Genomic DNA, 18,953 nt, shown 5'->3' on the forward strand with positions numbered 1-18,953 from the left:
GGGCGCAAGCCATGTAGCCCGGCGCCCTTTTCGCTGTTTCCGACGATACGGCCGAACGCGGTCAATCGCCGGTCAGGATCCGCTCGACCAGTTCCTTCACGCTCGGCGTGTAGCCGTTCGAATAGAAGGGGTCGGTCTTGAAGTTGTAGGCTGCATGGCCCGCGAACATGAGGTTTTCCTCGACCGGGCCGCCATGAGCGATGTCCTGCAGGGTCTTCTGGATGCAGAAGCTGCGCGGATCGGCAAGTCGGCCGGTGGTGTAATCATCGTGGTCCTTCCACGAAGAAAAGCCACAGTGCGACAGGCAGCCCATGCAATCGGCCTGGTCCTGACGGATCTCGTCACGCTCGGCTGGGCCGACGAAAACGATCGTGTCGTCAGGCGTACGCAGGCCATCGGTGTAACCTTCGGCCGACCATCCGCGGGCCCGCTCGAGGTCGCGCGGCGTAACCCAGAAGTTCTTGCCCTTGACGCCGACGTCAAGCTTGACCGTGTGCTCGCCAGCCTCGACCTTCGAATACGGGATCTGCCGCTCCGAGCGTGCTTCCAGACTGCGCAGGAACGGATTGCGTACCGCCGAGGAATAGAAGCCAGTCGGCGAAAAGCGGTGGAGCAGCACGTCGCCCGGTTCGAGATCGCGCAGCGCGTCCTTCCAGCCTTGCGGAATGGGGCTCTCCTTGGTCAACAACGGGCGGGTGCCGTACTGGAAGGCGATCGAGCCGAGTTCGGGATTGTCGATCCAGTTATCCCAGTCGCGCAGATACCATACGCCGCCGGCCATCACGATCGGCACGTCGTCGGAGATACCCTCCTTGCGCATGACATCGCGCAGCGCCTTGACGCGCGGATAGGGATCCTCGGGCTTGAGCGGGTCTTCAGCGTTCGAAAGCCCATTATGGCCACCGGCCAGCCAGGGGTCCTCGTAGACCACCGCTCCCAGCAACTCGGGAACCTTGTTGTAGGCGCGTTTCCAGAGTGCACGGAATGCTCGGCCCGAACTCACGATCGGGAGATAGTGCACGTTGTGGCGCGCGGCGATCTCGGACAGCTTGTAGGGCATGCCCGCACCGCAGGTCACACCGGTGACAAGCCCTGCGGTCTGCTCGAGGATACCCTCGAGGACCGGTTGCGCGCCGCCCATTTCCCACAGGACGTTGATGTTGATCGCACCCTTGCCGCCCGAAATTTCGTGCGCACGGCGGACCTGTTCGACGCCGCCATCAATGGCGTAGCGGATCAGTTCCTCGTGGCGCTCCTTGCGGGTAAGAGCGTTGTAGACCTGCGGGACGATCTTGCCCTCGGCATCGTAACTGTCGGCATTGACGGCACTGACGGTACCGATACCGCCAGCCGCAGCCCAGGCACCCGAACTCATGTGGTTGGTCGCCGAAACGCCCTTGCCACCCTCGATCAGCGGCCAGACCTCACGGCCTGCATAAACAATCGGCTTTAGACCTTTGAAACCCATCTTAACCTTTGTCTTTCCCCCTAGGCGGGTGATCCCGGCATGATGCCTTCGCGAGATCCTACCTACGCCGACCTTTGCGAAATTTCAGCCCGAAATTCCCCGCCTGCCTCATTTCTGCCCGGTTTCGCCGGACAGGCGGCATGGGACAATCTCTGCGGGGCCGGGTCGGCCGCCGACAGCTTCGAACTGGGCATAGTAGCCCTGAAGCTCGGCCTTACGGACAAATTCGCTCAAGCGAAAGCCCAGCGCAGCAAATTCACAGAAAAGTAGCTCCGGTGGAAGGCCATGCGCATCGCTCGCCCTGTCGACGTCCACGACGATCACCTTGCCACCCTGACGCAGTGCTGGTCGCAGGTTCCACAAGAATGCATAGGGCTCTGCAACCTCGTGATACATGTGAACGAGGAATATGCGATCGAAGCTGTTCTCGGGCAGGCTGGGGTCGTCGGAGGTCCCCTGCTTGATCGAGACGTTGGCGAGCCGCTCGCGTTCGACACGCAAGCCCAGCTCGCGGATGACCGTCGCGTCGATATCCTCGGCTAGGACCCGCCCCTTCGATCCGACACGCTGAGCGAGGCGGATCGTGTAGTAGCCAGCACCGGCACCAATATCGGCAACAGTCATGCCCGGCTCGATCTCGGCGAGGTTCATGACGACCTCGGCCTCGTTCATGGAATCGCGCTCAACCTCGGTCGAAAACGCGGCGAGCCCTCCGGGTGAAACCGGCCGGTCCGCCTCGGGAAACTCGCGCGCACCACCGGCCTTTTGAGCGGCATCGCCAGGCCCTTGGCAGCCCGCAAGCGAAAGAGCCAGGCCAGCTGCAATCACCCCGCCAAGATAGCGCCTGCCAGGCAACCGGCAGACTGACCGCCAGGTCGCAAACCGGCTCGTGGTGCCCACGCAAACCATTGAACGGAAGTATCGGCCAAACCTGCGCAAGGTTGTCAGTCGACGTCCTCGACTTCGACCTTTTCGCCGGTGACGCGCTGCGAGAGCGCAGCAGCCATGAAGGGGTCAAGTTCTCCGTCCAGCACGTCGTCCGGAGCAGTCGAGACGACGCCGGTGCGCAGGTCCTTCACCTGCTGATAGGGCTGCAGAACGTAGGACCGAATCTGGTGGCCCCAGCCGATATCGCTCTTGCTGGCGTGCTCGGCGCTGGCAGCCTCCTCACGCTTGCGCATCTCCTCCTCGAAGAGGCGCGACTTGAGCATGCCCATCGCGATTTCGCGGTTCTTGTGCTGCGATCGATCGATCTGGCTTGCCACGACGATGCCCGAGGGCTGGTGCGTGATGCGCACCGCAGAGTCAGTCGTGTTGACGTGCTGACCGCCTGCACCCGAGGCGCGGTAGGTATCGATCTTCAGATCGGCGGGATTGATGTCGATCTCGAAGGTATCGTCGATGACAGGGTATACCCAAACCGAAGAGAAGCTGGTGTGGCGGCGCGCCGAACTGTCGTAGGGGCTGATGCGCACGAGGCGGTGCACACCACTCTCCGTCTTGGCCCAGCCGTAAGCATTCTCGCCCTTGAGCAGCAGAGTGCAGCTCTTGATGCCAGCCGCTTCGCCCGAGTGATACTCGACAAGCTCGACCTTGAAACCCTTGCGCTCGGCCCAGCGGGTGTACATGCGCTGCAGCATTTCGGCCCAGTCCTGGCTCTCGGTACCGCCCGCGCCCGCATGGACTTCGAGATAGGTATCATTGCCGTCGGCCTCGCCGCCGAGCAGCGCTTGGATCTTGTCGCGGTCGGCACGTTCGGCCAGCGCGGCGAGCGTCGAGAGACCTTCGGCGATGGTGTCCGCATCGTCCTCCATCTCGCCAAGCTCGACGAACTCGATTGCGTCGTTCATCTCGGCGGTGATGTCGTTGACCGCACCGATCGACGCTTCGAGCCGGCGGCGCTCACGCATGACGGCCTCGGCTTCCTTCGGCTTGTCCCAGAGGGTCGGATCCTCGACGCGGGCGTTCAACTCGTCGAATCGACGCAGAGCACGATCCCAGTCGAGCGATTTGCGCACCAGCGCGAGTGCCTTTTCGATGCGCTCAATATGAGCCTGCCCCTCGGCACGCATGGCGGAAAACTCCAAGTTCGACCCAAGCGCTCGCCGTCGAGCACCGGTACGATTGTGATGCACCGGGCATGATCCGCCACAATGCAGGAAAGGGCGCGCTCTTACCCTTCATCGAGGGTTGGATTCAAGAGCGACGTCGAACTGGCCGCCCAAGCCGCTGCCATTCGGCACTTCAGTTTTCAAGCGTCGGCATCGAACACAAGCTTCGTAATGGACGACCAATTGCGCAGCGATGACAATACACCTGAATTCGACTGCCCAATGCCGAGTTGCATTTTTCGTAGGACTATCGCCGAGCGCAGCGGCAGGATGACCATTCATCACACCCGGACAGCAGCGGGAAGTGCACCTCCCACTGCGGCACCGAAAGGTGCTTCTGCCACCCTCTCCTGCCCCAACCTCGTTTCGGACTGCTTCAAGGTCATGCGGGACTCGAGCAACGACGATATGAGCCCGAAAATTCCGCGACGCGTCGGACGCGAGGGTCCGGCGATCAAGACCGACCGATAGCCTCAGGCGCAGCCGCCCGAATATGGCGTGACATCTAAGCGAGAGCGCAGCCAGCCACTCCGGACATGAGCGACCAAGACCGCGCGCCGCTACTTCGCCAGCTTCCTCACTGCCGCGAGCGTCTTGCTCACATGCTCTCGGTAGTCCAGATCGGAATGGACCATCACGATCTTGCCGTCCTGCCCGATGACGTAGCTGACGCGCGCCGTCATCCCGGGCGCTGCCTTGGGGTGATCGAGCCCTACGTCGTATTCCTTGGTGATCTTGGGCGAAGCGATGCCCACGGTGAACTTGTCACGACATTCCTCGGTCGAGAACTTCTTGAGCGTGGGAAGATCGTCCGCCGACATCCCGATGACGGTTGCGCCGTACGATGCGAACTCGTCGGTCGCCTCGGCAAAGGCATGCGCCTCGAGCGTGCAGCCTTGCGTGAAAGCCTTAGGATAGAAATAGAGCACCACCGGCCCTCGGGCGAGCGCCTTGCGCAAGTCAAAAGAGACTTCCTTACCAGCCTTCGCCCCCTTGGTCGCGAACGTCGGTGCCTTGGCACCGACCGGCAGTGCGGCCTGCGAAACGCCGGGCAGGAGAAACAGCCCGAGGGCAGCGAACGAGATCAGGGATTTGCGCATGTCGGCACTGTGGCGCGAGACCGGCACCGTGTCCAGCCAATCCGGCCAGGCTCGACCGAAAGACAAGCGCTGCTCCGGGGAAAGCGCCGCCCCGTCCCTTGTACTGTTGATACCGAAGAGACGGGGCGTGGGTGCGACCCAAAGGAGGCCCGTGCCATGGGAGAGAGAGTGAGAGCAGGCACTGGCAGTTTGCTTGTTCTTGATGCCGGGGTGGAACGGCATCGCTGGAACTGGTTTAGCAGCACAGGAAAACGTTTGCACTAGGACTTTTTGATGAGGAGAGCGGATGCAAACGTCGCGGAACAGGGCATGAAATGGATTTCATGATAAGGATTTATCTGGGAAAATCGAAAGATGCGCAGAAGAGCGTCAAGCTTTGGTCCCCACGACCAACCTATTTCAAGAACCAGCGCATGCCAGTCGAAACACGAATCACCTCCACCAGCCGCACCTGACAGCGCAGTGCCCGCCAAGGCGAAGTAGAGTGGCTTGACCGTAACGCTCGCAGCCCGCAATGAACCGGCAGCAAAACGAGGAAGCCATGACCGCGAGTACACCGCGCCGCCCACGCCGTTCAGCCCTCTACCTTCCGGCATCAAATGCCCGGGCAATTGCCAAGGCGCGCACTTTGCCTTGCGACGTGGTGATCCTCGATCTTGAGGATGCGGTTGCGCCGGAAAGCAAGGCCGAAGCACGCGAAGCTGCGCTTTGCGCAATAGCCGAAGGCGGTTTCGGACACCGCGAACTGGCAGTCAGGGCCAATGGCATCGACACACCTTGGGGCGCTGACGATCTGTCCGCCCTTGCAGGCTCGCAGGTCGACGCGATCCTCGTCCCGAAGGTATCGAACGCTCAGGACATCGCCCGCTACGAAGCGGCGCTGGAGGGCGCGCACGCGAAGATGCAGCTTTGGGCGATGATCGAGACCTGCGCGTCGGTCTTCCATCTCGAACAGATTGCGCAGATGGCCCGCACGACCCGCCTCTCGCTCTGGATCCTCGGCACCAACGACCTCGCCAAGGAGATGCACGCTCAGCTCACGCCGTGCCGGACTCCATTCCTGCCGTTTCTGTCGATGGCCGTTGCGGCAGCGCGACTGGGCGACATCAGCATACTCGACGGGGTGTGCAACGAATTCCGCGACCTCGCGGCCTTCGAGAGCGAAGCGCGGCAGGGTCTTATGTTCGGCTTCGACGGCAAAAGCCTGATCCACCCAGCACAGATCAAACCTTGCAATGACGTGTTCAGCCCCGGCGAGGCAGAGTTGGCACGCGCCCATGCAATCATTGCTGCCTTCGCCCAGCCCGAAAATCAGAACAAAGGCGCGATCAAGGTCGATGGCAAGATGACCGAGCTGCTACACCTCGAACAGGCGCGCCAACTGGTGTCGATGGCCGAACAGATCGCAGCCATCGAATGACCTGAACCGGATTGCGGGGCGGACCAGCTCAGTGCCCACCCCGCATCCGCAGCCCGGATCAGTCCTTCGCGACCGCGCCGATTGTGCCAGGTTCGTTGGCGATGACCTTGAGGACCGCCGTCCAGGCCTCGACGTTCTGCTGCAGGGCAGCCGGATCGACCTTGTCGAGAGTGTCATCGGGAGTGTGGTGCAGATCGAAATAGTGGGTCCCGTCCTGCCCCAGGTCGATCACGGCGAGATTCTGCTTGGCGATGATCGCGCCGACGTCGGCACCGCCCTCCGCATCCCCGCCATGATAGACAATGCCCATCGGCCACAGCGCCGCCTCGACCTTTGCGCCGAGCGGCTCGTTTTCCGCAGCGAGATCCATCCTGAACTGCCAGACCTTGTCCGCCCCGAAGTCGCTTTCCATCGCAACGGCGTGCCTGTCACCGCCATGGATTGCGGCGTAATGGCCGCCGCCACCGCCGCCCACGCCCATTTCCTCGTTACCCGACCAAAGGACCCGGATCGTGCGCAAGGTGCGACCATCCTTCTGCGCTGCCAGCGCAGCGGCGGTGATGATGCCGCAGCCCGAGGCGTCGTCGATCGCGCCGGTACCTAGGTCCCAAGAGTCGAGATGGCAGGCGAGCAGGATCATCGGCAAGGAAGGATCTCGTCCGGGCAGATCTGCGACCACGTTACCAGAGGGCGCGTCGGGGTTGGGTTTGCCCAAGAGGGTCAGATCGATTTCCATCGCCTTCCCACGCTTGGCGACCCGCGCGATCAGGTCGGCATCGGGATTGGAAACTGCCCCGGCAGGAATCGGCTTCACATCCTTTGCGAAGACAGTGACGCCGGTGTGCGGGTTGCGATGGCTGTCGGTACCCGCCGAACGAATGACCACCGCGGCTGCGCCCTTGCCGGAAGCGAGCGAGGGTCCGCGCCGGCGTACATCGCCATAGGGCCCATAGCCCGAACCATCCTGTGCGCGCCGCATGGCGTGGTCGATGAAGGCGACCTTCCCTGACAACGAACCGTCGGGCGCTGCACGCAGTTCATCGAGACTCGCGAAATAGACGAGCGGCGCCTTCAACCCGGCATCCGGGGTGGGCACGGAAAAGCCCAGCGCGGTGATCGCGAGCGGCTGCGTATAAGGCGCAAGCAGCTGGGCATGTTCCGGGCCGCGCGTCCAGGCTCTGGTCTTGAACGGTTCGATCGCCACGCCACTGAAACCAAGCGCCTCTAGCTTCGCCTTCCCCCACTCGCGCGCGCGACGCTCGGCATCGGAACCCGCGATACGCGGACCGATCTCGGTCGTGAGCCCCTCGGTTATCTCCCAAGCGACGCCTTCGCCTTCCTGCGGAGTCGCCGAGACGGACGATACAATGGACGGAAGGATGGCGGTGGCCGCGAGCAACGCGGCGGAGCGGGTCCAGATAGTCATTCCCTATCGGTATCCTTCGAGGCCCCCACTGCCAAGTCCGCCGAACAAGGGGCCATCGAAAATCGATAGGGGCGCAAAAGACAATGAAACACGGGTGTGGTGCACTTCGGAAAGCGCGCAGCGGGTCATTCTAATCGGCATCGATCTGCTGCGCGGCGACCGTTCGCGACGAGCCCGAGCCCCGGTGCCATACGCGACGGCGCGCAACGCGACGAATTTGCCGAACAACCGCGACGATTGCCTTGCCCTATGCTGTGGCCCTTGCGTCCAGATAGCGCCGCTTGGCGTGAGACTGCCAACAAGCTCCTCGCAGCAGTCACACCTGCGGCCTCCAACCGTGCATGATCTTGCGGCTCCCTCCCGCCCTCTGTAGAGCGGTCGCCAATTCACACAGCTCCCAAGTCTTCCGAAGGATTTTCTCGAATGGCCGCCCAGTACGCCTTCGTCATGAAGGACATGACCAAGACCTTCCCCGGAGCACCCAAGCCGGTGCTCTCCAACATCAACCTGCAGTTCTATCAGGGCGCCAAGATCGGCATCGTCGGTCCCAACGGCGCGGGTAAGTCGACGCTCATGAAGATCATGGCGGGCATCGACAAGGACATCACCGGCGAGGCGTGGCCCGGCGAGAACATCACCGTCGGCTACCTGCCGCAGGAACCCCAGCTCGACGAGAGCAAGACCGTGCTCGAGAACGTCAAGGACGGGGCTCGCGACACCGCCGACATGGTCGACCGGTTCAACGCCATCTCGGCGGAGATGGGCGACCCGCAGGACGACACCGACTTCGACGCGCTCATGGAGGAAATGGGCACGCTGCAGGACAAGATCGACGCGGTCGACGGCTGGACGCTCGACAACCAGCTCGAAGTGGCGATGGAGGCCCTGCGCTGCCCGCCGGGAGACTGGGACGTGGGCAGCCTTTCGGGCGGTGAGAAGCGCCGCATCGCGCTGACCCGCCTGCTGATCCAGAAGCCCGACATCCTGCTGCTCGACGAGCCCACCAACCACCTCGACGCTGAAAGCGTCGACTGGCTGGAAAACCACCTCAAGGAATACCACGGCGCGGTGCTGATGATCACCCACGACCGCTACTTCCTCGACAACGTGGTCGGCTGGATCCTCGAGATCGACCGCGGCAAGTACTTCCCGTATGAGGGCAACTACTCGACCTACCTCGAGAAGAAGGCCAAGCGCCTCGAGCAGGAAGACCGCGAGGCTTCGGGCCGCCAGAAGGCGCTCAAGGACGAGCTCGAGTGGATCCGTGCGGGCGTCAAGGGTCGCCAGACCAAGTCCAAGGCCCGTATCCGCAAGTTCGAGGAACTGCAGAACGCGCAGGACCAGCGCACGCCCGGCAAGGCCCAGATCGTCATCCAGGTGCCCGAGCGCCTTGGCGGCAAGGTCATCGAGGCCAAGGGAATCTCCAAGGCGTTTGGCGACAAACTGCTGTTCGAGGACCTCTCGTTCATCCTTCCGCCGGGCGGCATTGTCGGCGTCATCGGCCCCAACGGTGCGGGTAAGTCGACGCTGTTCAAGATGCTGACCGGGCAGGAGCAGCCCGATACCGGCTCGATCGAGATCGGCCAGACGGTGCACCTCGGCTACGTCGACCAGAACCGCAACCACCTCGACGACAAGCACAACGTCTGGGAGGAAATCTCCGACGGGCTCGACTACATGAAGGTCAACGGCCACGACATGTCGACGCGCGCCTACGTCGGTGCGTTCAATTTCAAGGGCCAGGACCAGCAGAAGAACGTCGGCAAGCTTTCGGGCGGTGAACGCAACCGCGTCCACCTCGCCAAGATGCTCAAGGCGGGTGGCAACGTCCTCCTGCTCGACGAACCGACCAACGACCTCGACGTCGAAACGCTCGGCGCGCTCGAGGAAGCGATCGAGAACTTCGCGGGCTGCGCCGTGGTCATCAGCCACGACCGCTTCTTCCTCGACCGTCTCGCGACTCACATCCTCGCCTTCGAGGGCAACAGCCACGTCGAGTGGTTCGAGGGCAACTTCGAAGCTTACGAGGAAGACAAGCGCCGCCGCCTCGGCGATGCCGCGGATCGTCCGACCGCGCTCGCTTACAAGAAGCTGACGCGCTGAAGCCAACAGGTGTACGCCACTGCGCCGATGACATGAGGGTCATCGGCGCAGCGGCGCTGCCACTCATAACACCAGCGCACAGTGGCGTTCAGGATTCTTCGACTTAATCTGAACAATCGGCAACCTGCCAGTTCACCTTCAGGACATGGCTGCTGGTCTATACCCAAGTCACGCTAAGAGGCTTCTCCACGCACGATAATCAGCCGATGGTCGTTCATCGCCGTGACACGAGGCCCGCAAGACAAAAGGGTACGACAGTGATGACCAGAAAGCTATTTTCGACTGGTGCCTGGGCCGCGATGCTGCTCGCAAGTGCGGGCATGGTCCTTCCCGAAATCGCCATGGCCGCCGAGCAGCAGCGCCAATCCGAGAGCCGTCGCGGCTCCGAACGCGGTGCGGATCGCTCCAACCGCGGCAATGAGCGTGCGACTGCCCAGCGCAGCAACCGTGCAGAGCGGCAGACGCGCCAGCCCCGGCAGAACCGCGAGACGCGGTCCGCGACACGCTCGGCCCGGCAGTCCGACTGGCGCGATGGCGTGACCCGGCCTCAGCCGAGCGCGCGCAACACGCGCAGCGAGCAGCGCCGCGAAACCCGCCCCACCCAACAGCGCGACTGGCGCGACGGCGTCACCCGCCCGATGCCCTCGTCGACGAGCGTGACACGCGATCAGCGCCGCGATGAAAGGGCTGAGCGTGGATCCCGTGACGGTGCATGGCGCAATAATGATCGACGCGACCGCCGCTATGACAATGATCGGCGCAGAGACAACGATCGGCGCAGAGACAACGATCGGCGCTACGACAACGACCGCCGTGACCAGCGTAACAATGCCTGGCGCAACGACCGGCGCTCGAACGACCGTTATGTTCGAAACGACCGGCGCGACTATCGCGACAGCCGTCGCTGGGATCGCAGCTCCTGGCGCCGTGACAATCGCTACGACTGGCGCAGCTATCGCAACCGCCACCGTTCGACTTATCGCCTTGGGCGCTACTATTCGCCTTACCGAGACTATTCGTATCGCCGCCTGAACATCGGGTTCTTCCTCGGTGCCTCGTTCTACGGCAGCCGTTACTGGATTTCCAACCCATGGTCCTACCGCCTGCCAGCCGTCTACGGTCCCTATCGCTGGGTGCGCTATTACGACGACGTGCTGCTGGTAAACATTTACTCGGGTGAGGTCGTCGACGTGATCTACGATTTCTTCTGGTAATAGACGCAGGCAAATGGACCAAGGCCTCGTGCGGATAACGCACGAGGCCTTTTTTCGTTACTGCGACGATCGCACCCGCATTATTACGGGAATTGATCGAGGCGTACTTCACTGTAGTCTGTCGGGGATGACGTCGAGCGCACACCCCGACCGAGAAGTGCTGGCCAGGCTGGGCGCACAAGTGCGCGCACGGCTGGCAACGCAGCCACGCGCTGTCCGTCTCGAGGACGAGCGGATCGAGCTGTACGTACTCGAAGGGTTCTGCGACCTTCAGGCCTGCGCTCATCTGATCGGGTTGATCGACGACTGCGCGAGCCCCTCTTGCCTGCTCGAGGACGAGCCGCGCCATGCCGCCTATCGCACCAGCTATTCGAGTGACATCGATCAGGACGATGCGCAGGTCCGCCGCCTTGAGTCACGGCTATGCGGGTTGACTGGTATCGCCCCCTCGCGCAGCGAAACCGCACAGGGTCAACGCTATCATTGCGGCCAGTATTTCGAGGAACACTGCGACTGGTTCGATACCCGTTCCGGCTACTGGGAGCATGAAAGCCGCTGCGGCGGCCAGCGCAGCTGGACGGCCATGCTCTACCTCAACGCGGTCGAGGAAGGCGGTACCACCGACTTCACGCGCATTGCCTTCAGCGTGCACCCTCGTCCCGGCGCTCTCCTGCTCTGGAACAATGCCTTGCCCGACGGTAGTCCCAACCCCTACACGATGCACGCTGCCCGCCCGGTCCTGCGCGGGGCAAAGTACGTCGTCACGAAATGGTTCAGGTCTCACGACTGGCAATGATACCCCTCCGCCATCGCCGCAGGATGCGGCCAGCCCTGCTTGCAGGGCTCCTCCCGCTTTGCCAGCCGCTGTTGCCCAGCAATGCGCTGGCGCAAGCAGCTGCTCCTTCCCCGCTCGAACGCATTGCGCTCGCGACAGACAGCCCTTTGCCGGATTGCCCCAACCCGGACTTGGCAGAGCGGCAAAAGACGGATGCGCGGCTGCTTGCGCTGTTCGCGCATGGCGAAGTCGAGGACGACGCGCTCGCACCGCTGGATGCGCTTTATCGCGGAGAAACAGGCCCCTCGGCGGATTACGCAAGAATCTTTACAGAGGAACTGGCCCGGGATCGCCTCGCCACCCTCAAGAGGCGCCACGCTGCCCTGACCCGCATCGATCGCTGCGCCGTTTCGCCCGAGATGCGAATCTCGCTTGCAGCCTATCGCACGATCACCGAGCGCCAGCTCGAAGCCCTGGAACCGGACTTGCTTGCGCTCACCGGTGTGCGACCGTTCAATCATACGCATGGCCTCCATGTCGAGTTCGCCTCTATCGTGGCCCCGGGCGGTAACCTCGCCTACGACAGCGAAGCCGACTACCGACGCACGCTGGCGCTCTACCGCACTTTTCCCGGCATGATCGATAATGCGATGACGCGCCTGCGCGAGGGGCTCGACGCCGGAATCGTCGAACCGCGCTCTACAATCAGCAACATGATCGGCCAGATCGATGCGATCCTGGCTGACCTCGAAGGCGACACGCCTTTCCTCGCCCCGCTCGAACAGTTCCCGGAAACGATCTCCCAGGCCCGTCGGACGGAGTTGCGACTTGCTTATGCACAGGCAGTGAAGACCGATATCGCGCCGACCTATCGCCGCCTGCGCTCTTTCCTGGCCGATGATTATTTCCCCAGGGCCCGACGCGAGGAAGGCCTCTCTGCCCTGCCGGGCGGTGCACGTCTCTATCGCCACCTCATCGGGCGCGAAACCACCCTCGATCTCGATGCTGCGGACATTCATGCGCTCGGCCTCTCGGAGGTCGCCCGGATCCGCGGCGAGATGATGGCGGTCGCACATGAACTCGGCAGCGACGCACCGCTCGAGATCTTCTTCGACCAGATCCGCGAGGACCCCCGCTTTCATCCGAGTAGCGCCGACCAGCTCGCCAACGGCTTTGCCGAGGTCGCCCGGAAGGTCGACGAGGCGGCGCCTCGCTTCTTCAGCCAGCGTCCCGAAACGCCGCTGGATATCGCGGCCTATCCTGCTTTCAGCGCCCCATACATGCCGGGTGGTTCCTATTCAGAAGCGGGTAGCGAAGACGGTACCCACGGCGTCTTCCTCTACAACACGCACGATCTGGCCCACCGCTTCCTCTCGGGTACGACCACACTCTATCTGCACGAAGGCATCCCCGGGCATCACTACCAGATCAGCCTCGCGCGCGAGAATTCTCACTTGCCCGCGTTCCAACGCTACGAAGGCAACAACGCCTTCGTCGAAGGATGGGCTCTCTATGCCGAGACGCTGGGGTACGACATGGGCCTCTACGCCGATCCCCTGCAACACTGGGGCACGCTCGACGACGAGATGCTGCGGGCGATGCGACTGGTGGTGGATACGGGATTGCATGCGCAGGGCTGGTCGCGCGACCGGGCGATCGCCTATATGCTCGCCAACTCGGGCATGGGCCGGCTTGATGCCATCAGCGAAGTGGACCGCTACATCGCGATGCCGGCACAGGCGCTCTCATACAAGCTGGGCGCGATCACGATCCAGCGCCTGCGCGCCGAAGCGGAGGAAAGGCTCGGCGAGCGCTTCGACATCCGCGCCTTCCACCAGCAGGTGCTCGGTTCGGGCGCGCTGCCGCTCGATGTGCTCTCCCACAAGATGCACGCCTGGATTGCCGCCGAAGCGACGGCGGTACCTTCGCGCTCCACACCAAAGGCGAAAGCCCGCTGACGCGTCATCGCGCGTCAGCGGGCTTTCCTTCAACCAGAGCCGGCGAAATCACGCGTCCGCGAGCGCGTCCGCGATCAGTTCGCGGGTTTCCGCGACACCGTAAAGCGCGATGAAGCTGCCCATACGCGGCCCCTGGGCGGAGCCGAGCAGCGTCTCGTAAAGCGCCTTGAACCAGTCGCGCAGCGAGGCGAAGCCATAGGCCTCGGTCTTGCCGATTTCGTAGACGATGTTCTGCAGGTCTTCCGCGGGCGCATCGCTTGCCACGTCTGCGAGCTTGGCGTCGAGCTCGCGCAGGGCCTCGACCTCGCCGTCCACCGGCGCGCGGCGCTTGAGCGTCGGCGCGATGTAGTCGCGGTTGTAGGCCAGCGCGCAAGTCACCATCGCATCGAGAGCGGGGTGCTGCTCGGGGCTGGCATCATCGACGTAGTTCGACAGGTACGACCACACCTGTTCGCGCGTGGCACTGGCACCGAGCACACCGACGAGGTTGAGCAGCAGCGCGAAGGTCACCGGCGGGACCGGCGCGTTGGCCTGCTCGCTTGCGCCATTGGCCCGCAGCAGATGCCAGACCGGATTGCCCAGCTGCTTGTCGAGCGCCTGTCCGGGCAGGTTTGCGTAGAACTGCCAGTACTCGTCGACTGCCTTGGGGATGACGCCGATGTGCAGTTGCTTGGCGCTCTTGGGTTCGCGGAACAGGTAGAAGCCCAGTGACTCCTCGGTGCCGTAAGTCAGCCACTGCTCGATGGTCAGGCCATTGCCCTTGGACTTGGAGATCTTCTCGCCGTTCTCGTCGAGGAACAGCTCGTAGATCAGGCCCTCCGGACGGCGTCCGCCGAGCACCTTGGCGATTTTGCCGGACTGAGTCACCGAATCGGTGAGGTCCTTGCCGCACATCTCGTAGTCGACGCCAAGATCGACCCAGCGCATGGCCCAGTCGACCTTCCACTGCAGCTTGGCCTGCCCGCCGAAGACCGACTGCTCGACCACCGAGCCGTCCTCGTCGGTGAAGCGGATCATGCCGCTGGCCGCATCGACGACCTCGACCGGCACCTGCAGCACCACGCCGCTGGTCGGGGAGACCGGCAGCACCGGCGAGTAGGTCTTGCGACGCTCCTCGCGCAGCGTGGGCAGCATGATGTCCATGATGCCCTGATAGTTGGCGAGCACGTTGGCGAGGGCCGCATCGAACCGGCCCGCGTTGTAGCGCTCGGTCGCCGAGACGAATTCGTAATCGAACCCGAAGCGATCGAGGAAGTCGCGCAGCATCGCGTTGTTGTGGTGGGCAAAGCTCTCGAACTTGCCGAAGGGATCGGGAATGCGGCTGAGCGGCTTGCCGAGGTTGGCACGCAGCAGGTCTGCCTGCGGCACGTTGTCGGGAACCTTGCGCAGGCCGTCCATGTCGTCGGAGAAGGCAACCAGACGCGTAGCACCGTCACCCGGCTTCGCACCGACCAGCGCCTCGTAGGCGCGGCGCACGAGAGTCGTGCGCAGGACCTCCTGAAAAGTACCGATATGCGGCAGGCCCGAGGGGCCATAGCCTGTCTCGAACAGGATCGGTTCGGGAGAACCGTCTGCAGCGGCCTTGCCATTCGGGTAGCGCTTGAGCAGTTTCTGCGCTTCCTGGAAGGGCCAGGCCTTGGACACGCGGGCGGCTTCGATCAGGGCATTTTCAGTCATGGCGCGCTCATCCGCGAATCTGCGCCATTTCGCAAGTCGCAACGCACATGGAACCGCGTTCGACGCCGATTGTTAGGTGCAAAAGGCACCGGAAGGACATTTTTTTCGTGAATTACATCGAGACCCTGCGCAACGAGATCGAGAGCATGGGCAAGGGATTTGTCCAGCTTCTCCCCTCGCTGGCGGTCGCGCTGATCGTACTGGTCATCACCTGGATAGTGGTGCGCGTTGCGCTCAGGATACTGGGACGGGTGACCGAGCGTGCAAACCTGCGTGCCGACCTGCGCCAGTTGTTCGAGACCTTGACGCGCCTTGCCGTGTGGATCTTCGGCATCCTCATCGCGCTGACCGTCGCGATTCCGAGCTTCACACCCGCCGGTGCCTTCGCCAGCCTCGGCGTCGGCGCTCTGGCCGTCGGCTTCGCGTTCCAGGACATCTTCGAGAACTTTCTCGCCGGCGTACTCATCATGCTGCGTGACAAGATGAACATCGGCGATGCCATCAATTGCAACGGCATCGCCGGCAAGGTCGAGCGCATCACGCTTCGCGAGACCCACGTGCGCCAGTACTCGGGCGAACTGACCGTCATGCCCAACTCGATGCTGTTCAAGAACCCGGTGGAAATCCTCACCGACCAGCCGCTGCGCCGTAACGAGATCGTCGTCGGTGTCGCCTACGACACCGATCTCGACCACGCCCGCGCCGTTATCGAAAAGGCGCTGGCAACGGTCGAGGCACTCGACAAGGACAAGGGCACGGTCGTCTTCGCGCAGGAATTCGGCGCAAGCTCGGTGGACTTCCTCGTCCAGTGGTGGACCAATACCGTGGCGCAGGACCTGCGCCTGACCAAGAGCCAGGTCGTTTTCGCGGTCAAGGCCGCGCTCGACGAGGCGGAAATCGAGATCCCGTTCCCTTACGTCACCAACACCTTCAAGGAGCCGCTGCCGCTCGAGAAGGCGCCCAATGCCGCCAACGCGGCCTGACAGACCGAAAATGCGACAGTTCGCGTCACGGGGTTGCCCAGCACGCGATCACTAAGCAGGATGACAGGCATGGGAGGGATTCCATGCCTGTTTTCACGTCCACATTGTTTTCAGGTCTGACGCGCGGCCTTAGCCGTTCTACCGGCATTGGCATTGCCCTCGTTGGCGGGCTCTGCGCCGTTTCCGGACATGCTGCCGAACCGCTCGTGCTCCATCACGCCCGGATGCTCGACCTCACCGACGAGAAAAGCACCGCCGTCACGGATGCGACGATCGTTGTCGCCGATGGCCAGATCGTCTTCGCCGGTCCATCAGGAGAGTCGCCCGCAATTGCCGGCGCGCGCGAGATCGATGCCACTGGCCTGACGGCCCTGCCCGGCTTTGCGGACATGCACGTGCATGTCTGGGACGAGGCCGAACTCGGCGCATACCTCGCCCACGGCATCACCACAGTGCGCAACATGTCTGGCATGCCCTTTCACCTCGACCTTCAGCAGCGGATCGAAAGCGGCACGCTGGACGGGCCGCGTCTGCTGACCAGCGGACCGATCCTCAACAGCCAGGGGGCCAATGCCCAAATCAACCACCAGCTGGTCGAAACCGCAAACGACGCAAGAGCAGCCGTCGCCGCGCAGGCCAGCGCGGGCTATACCCGTATCAAGGTCTATTCAAACTTGCGGCGCGAGGCTTACGAGGCAGCCTTGGCCGAAGCCCGCAAGCACAAGATGGCTGTCGCCGGACACACCCCCGAAGGCTTTCGTGCCGAGGGCGTCCCCTTTGAGAAGCCCTTCGCTATCGCCTTCGAGGAAATCCTCGATGATCGCTTCGAGACTATCGAACACGTCGAATCCATCCTGTGGCACGGCCTTGCCGAAAACCGCGACGAGGCACTGGCCAAAGCGCTGGCCGAACGGATCGCGGGGTCGGGCACACCCGTCACTCCAACGCTCGTCGCGCATCACAACCTGTTGCGCATGGCCCGCTCACAAGGGGCTTTCGCAAAAAGGCCCGGCACCGAGACCTTGAACCCGCTCACCCAGCAGACCGAGACCGCCTACATCGAGACCTGGTCCAAGCAGGACCCGGCCCGTCACGAGGCCAAGGATGCATGGCTAGGCCATTTCACGCAGCTGCTCGATCAAGCTGGCGTAACTCTCGTCACGGGCAGCGATGCCGGCATTTTCTCGAATATCCCCGGCCAGTCGCTGATCGACGAATTTGCGCTCATGACGCGAGGCGGCATGTCCCCCATGCGCGTGCTGCGTGCCAGCAGCACAAATGCAGCCAAGGTACTGGGCGAGAAAGAGCGCAGCGGTTGCATGCGTGCAGGCTGCCGTGCCGACATCGTCCTTCTCGCCTGCGACCCTTCCGAGGCGATCGGCTGTACCCGGCACGTGCGCGGGGTCGTGGCCAAGGGACGCTGGTACGACCGCCCTGCCCTTGACGCACTGCTAGCCGCAGCGGCGCGACCTGATATCGAGCGGACCGCGCGCAACCTCATGGCAGGCATGGCGGCTCAGGGATCGCCTCTCGATCCCGCTGCGCTGGGGCTCTGAAAGTCCGGCAGAGCGCGGATCGTGGAACGGCCATGCTAGGCTCTACTGCCATTTCCAATCGTACGTGAGCGGGTCCTCGCGGAAAGCGAAGCGGTCGATGTGGCGGGCGACGACGTCAGTCAGGCGTTCGACACTCTCACGCTCTTGACCGGTAATGGCGATTGCAATGCCGGCCTCGTCGGCGCTCATCGTCGTGACCGCATCGGGAAACACGACCTTGCCGGCATCGCCCTCGACCTCGACCTCAAGCTTGTGGCTCCAGTGCTTGCACAGCTGGCGCACATATTTCCCACCACTGGCGGTCGTCACGTATGCGGCGATTGTATGAGCGGTTTCAGTCGTCATGTGGCTTGATCCTCTCGATCTTGCGGGTCGCCTCATCCAGGGCATCGGCAATGGCGAACACGAGTTCTTCGTTGGCCTCAGCCTGAGATAGACGGTTGTGAATGGCTGTGCGCAGAGCTTGCACGGCGCGACGCACCGGTGCCGGGTCGGTCTGGTCGCGCCGTTGCGCGAGCGCGCGAAGGCGGCCCCTAAGCTCATCCGCCCTCGCCTCGTCACGGCCAACCTGTTCGCGGCCTTTCTCGGTAACGCCATAGGCCTTGCGCGCGGTTTGATCCGGCTCGACCGCGATCAGTTCAGCCTCTTCCATGTAAGTGAGGGCCGGGTAGACGATGCCAGGGCTCGGGGCATATTCGCCTGCGGACAGGCTCTCGATTTCTCGGATGAGATCGTACCCATGACGCGGCGCTTCGGCGAGGAGTGCGAGCAGCAGAACCTGCAGCTCTCCTTGGTCGAACACGCGCTTGCGTCGGTGGCCGCCTCTTCCACCACCGCCGCGCGGGCCAGCCCCACGCCCGAAGCCTGAGCCCCCGCCAGTGTCATCGCCGAAATACGGCCCTCCCCGAGACGGGGAACGTGCGCCCCCGCCGTGCTGCCTACCCCGGCGTCCGCCGGATTCGCGCTCCCCCTTTGGCCAAGAGGTTTCAATCCCCTCGCAATTGCCGTGACGGCTCATCCGCCCCTCGCCAGATCGCTGGCCGCGCTTACCTTTCTGGTAATACATAATAGTCTTTCGATGCTTCATGATGGCTCTAAGATATATCTTGTAGTTGGAAGCACAAGACCTGAAATTGTATCAGGGTGTAAAATTGACGCGGAC

At 63.1% G+C, this 18,953-nt stretch carries 15 protein-coding genes; 7 read left to right on the forward strand and 8 right to left on the reverse strand.

Annotated elements, in window-relative coordinates:
• Positions 1-61: 61 nt before the first annotated feature.
• From I5E68_RS11130 to I5E68_RS11145, 4 genes are all read right to left on the reverse strand, one after another.
• Positions 62-1,468, reverse strand: a complete 1,407-nt coding sequence (locus I5E68_RS11130) for an NAD(P)H-dependent flavin oxidoreductase (RefSeq protein WP_197163738.1) — start codon at positions 1,466-1,468, stop codon at positions 62-64.
• Between the two features lie 108 nt (positions 1,469-1,576).
• Positions 1,577-2,281, reverse strand: coding sequence for a class I SAM-dependent methyltransferase (locus tag I5E68_RS11135; protein WP_228727149.1), 705 nt, complete (start codon positions 2,279-2,281; stop codon positions 1,577-1,579).
• 131 nt (positions 2,282-2,412) lie between these two features.
• Complete coding sequence (gene prfB, locus I5E68_RS11140) at positions 2,413-3,540, reverse strand: peptide chain release factor 2 (RefSeq protein ID WP_197163741.1); 1,128 nt, start codon at positions 3,538-3,540, stop codon at positions 2,413-2,415.
• 599 nt (positions 3,541-4,139) lie between these two features.
• On the reverse strand, positions 4,140-4,679 hold the full coding sequence (locus I5E68_RS11145) for a peroxiredoxin (protein ID WP_197164780.1): 540 nt from the start codon (positions 4,677-4,679) through the stop codon (positions 4,140-4,142).
• Positions 4,680-5,220: 541 nt separating this feature from the next.
• Here I5E68_RS11145 and I5E68_RS11150 point away from each other — a divergent pair.
• Positions 5,221-6,099, forward strand: coding sequence for an HpcH/HpaI aldolase/citrate lyase family protein (locus tag I5E68_RS11150; RefSeq protein WP_197163742.1), 879 nt, complete (start codon positions 5,221-5,223; stop codon positions 6,097-6,099).
• A gap of 58 nt (positions 6,100-6,157) precedes the next feature.
• Here I5E68_RS11150 and I5E68_RS11155 read toward each other — a convergent pair whose 3' ends face one another.
• Positions 6,158-7,525 (reverse strand): M28 family peptidase, encoded by a 1,368-nt coding sequence (locus tag I5E68_RS11155; RefSeq protein ID WP_197163743.1) that lies wholly within the window; start codon positions 7,523-7,525, stop codon positions 6,158-6,160.
• A 423-nt stretch (positions 7,526-7,948) separates the two neighbouring features.
• On the opposite strand from I5E68_RS11155, the gene ettA reads away from it, so the two are divergent.
• The 4 genes from ettA (at position 7,949) to I5E68_RS11175 (ending at position 13,575) form a co-directional block, all read left to right on the forward strand.
• A complete protein-coding gene (ettA, locus tag I5E68_RS11160) occupies positions 7,949-9,628 on the forward strand; it encodes an energy-dependent translational throttle protein EttA (RefSeq protein WP_197163744.1) in 1,680 nt (559 codons plus the stop codon).
• A 260-nt stretch (positions 9,629-9,888) separates the two neighbouring features.
• On the forward strand, positions 9,889-10,842 hold the full coding sequence (locus I5E68_RS20165; protein WP_228726935.1) for an RcnB family protein: 954 nt from the start codon (positions 9,889-9,891) through the stop codon (positions 10,840-10,842).
• A 127-nt stretch (positions 10,843-10,969) separates the two neighbouring features.
• The gene (locus tag I5E68_RS11170; protein WP_197163745.1) at positions 10,970-11,638 is read left to right on the forward strand and encodes a prolyl hydroxylase family protein; all 669 of its coding nucleotides are present in this window, start codon (positions 10,970-10,972) and stop codon (positions 11,636-11,638) included.
• Positions 11,639-11,808: 170 nt separating this feature from the next.
• Positions 11,809-13,575: a DUF885 domain-containing protein gene (locus I5E68_RS11175; protein ID WP_228726936.1), complete on the forward strand. Its 1,767-nt coding sequence runs from the start codon at positions 11,809-11,811 to the stop codon at positions 13,573-13,575.
• Between the two features lie 48 nt (positions 13,576-13,623).
• Here I5E68_RS11175 and I5E68_RS11180 read toward each other — a convergent pair whose 3' ends face one another.
• Positions 13,624-15,252: a lysine--tRNA ligase gene (locus tag I5E68_RS11180; RefSeq protein ID WP_197163746.1), complete on the reverse strand. Its 1,629-nt coding sequence runs from the start codon at positions 15,250-15,252 to the stop codon at positions 13,624-13,626.
• Positions 15,253-15,359: 107 nt separating this feature from the next.
• On the opposite strand from I5E68_RS11180, the gene I5E68_RS11185 reads away from it, so the two are divergent.
• A complete protein-coding gene (locus tag I5E68_RS11185) occupies positions 15,360-16,235 on the forward strand; it encodes a mechanosensitive ion channel family protein (RefSeq protein ID WP_197163747.1) in 876 nt (291 codons plus the stop codon).
• 83 nt (positions 16,236-16,318) lie between these two features.
• A complete protein-coding gene (locus I5E68_RS11190) occupies positions 16,319-17,791 on the forward strand; it encodes an amidohydrolase family protein (RefSeq protein ID WP_197163749.1) in 1,473 nt (490 codons plus the stop codon).
• A gap of 42 nt (positions 17,792-17,833) precedes the next feature.
• On the opposite strand, the gene I5E68_RS11195 is transcribed toward I5E68_RS11190, so the two are convergent.
• Together I5E68_RS11195 and I5E68_RS11200 are read right to left on the reverse strand one after the other, a co-directional pair.
• Positions 17,834-18,136, reverse strand: a complete 303-nt coding sequence (locus I5E68_RS11195) for a DUF2218 domain-containing protein (RefSeq protein WP_197163750.1) — start codon at positions 18,134-18,136, stop codon at positions 17,834-17,836.
• The gene (locus I5E68_RS11200; RefSeq protein ID WP_323982139.1) at positions 18,126-18,593 is read right to left on the reverse strand and encodes a PadR family transcriptional regulator; all 468 of its coding nucleotides are present in this window, start codon (positions 18,591-18,593) and stop codon (positions 18,126-18,128) included. Before I5E68_RS11200 ends, I5E68_RS11195 begins: the two co-directional genes overlap by 11 nt.
• Positions 18,594-18,953: the final 360 nt, after the last annotated feature.

Source organism: Novosphingobium aureum, from assembly GCF_015865035.1.
Taxonomy (GTDB): Bacteria; Pseudomonadota; Alphaproteobacteria; order Sphingomonadales; family Sphingomonadaceae; genus Novosphingobium; species Novosphingobium aureum.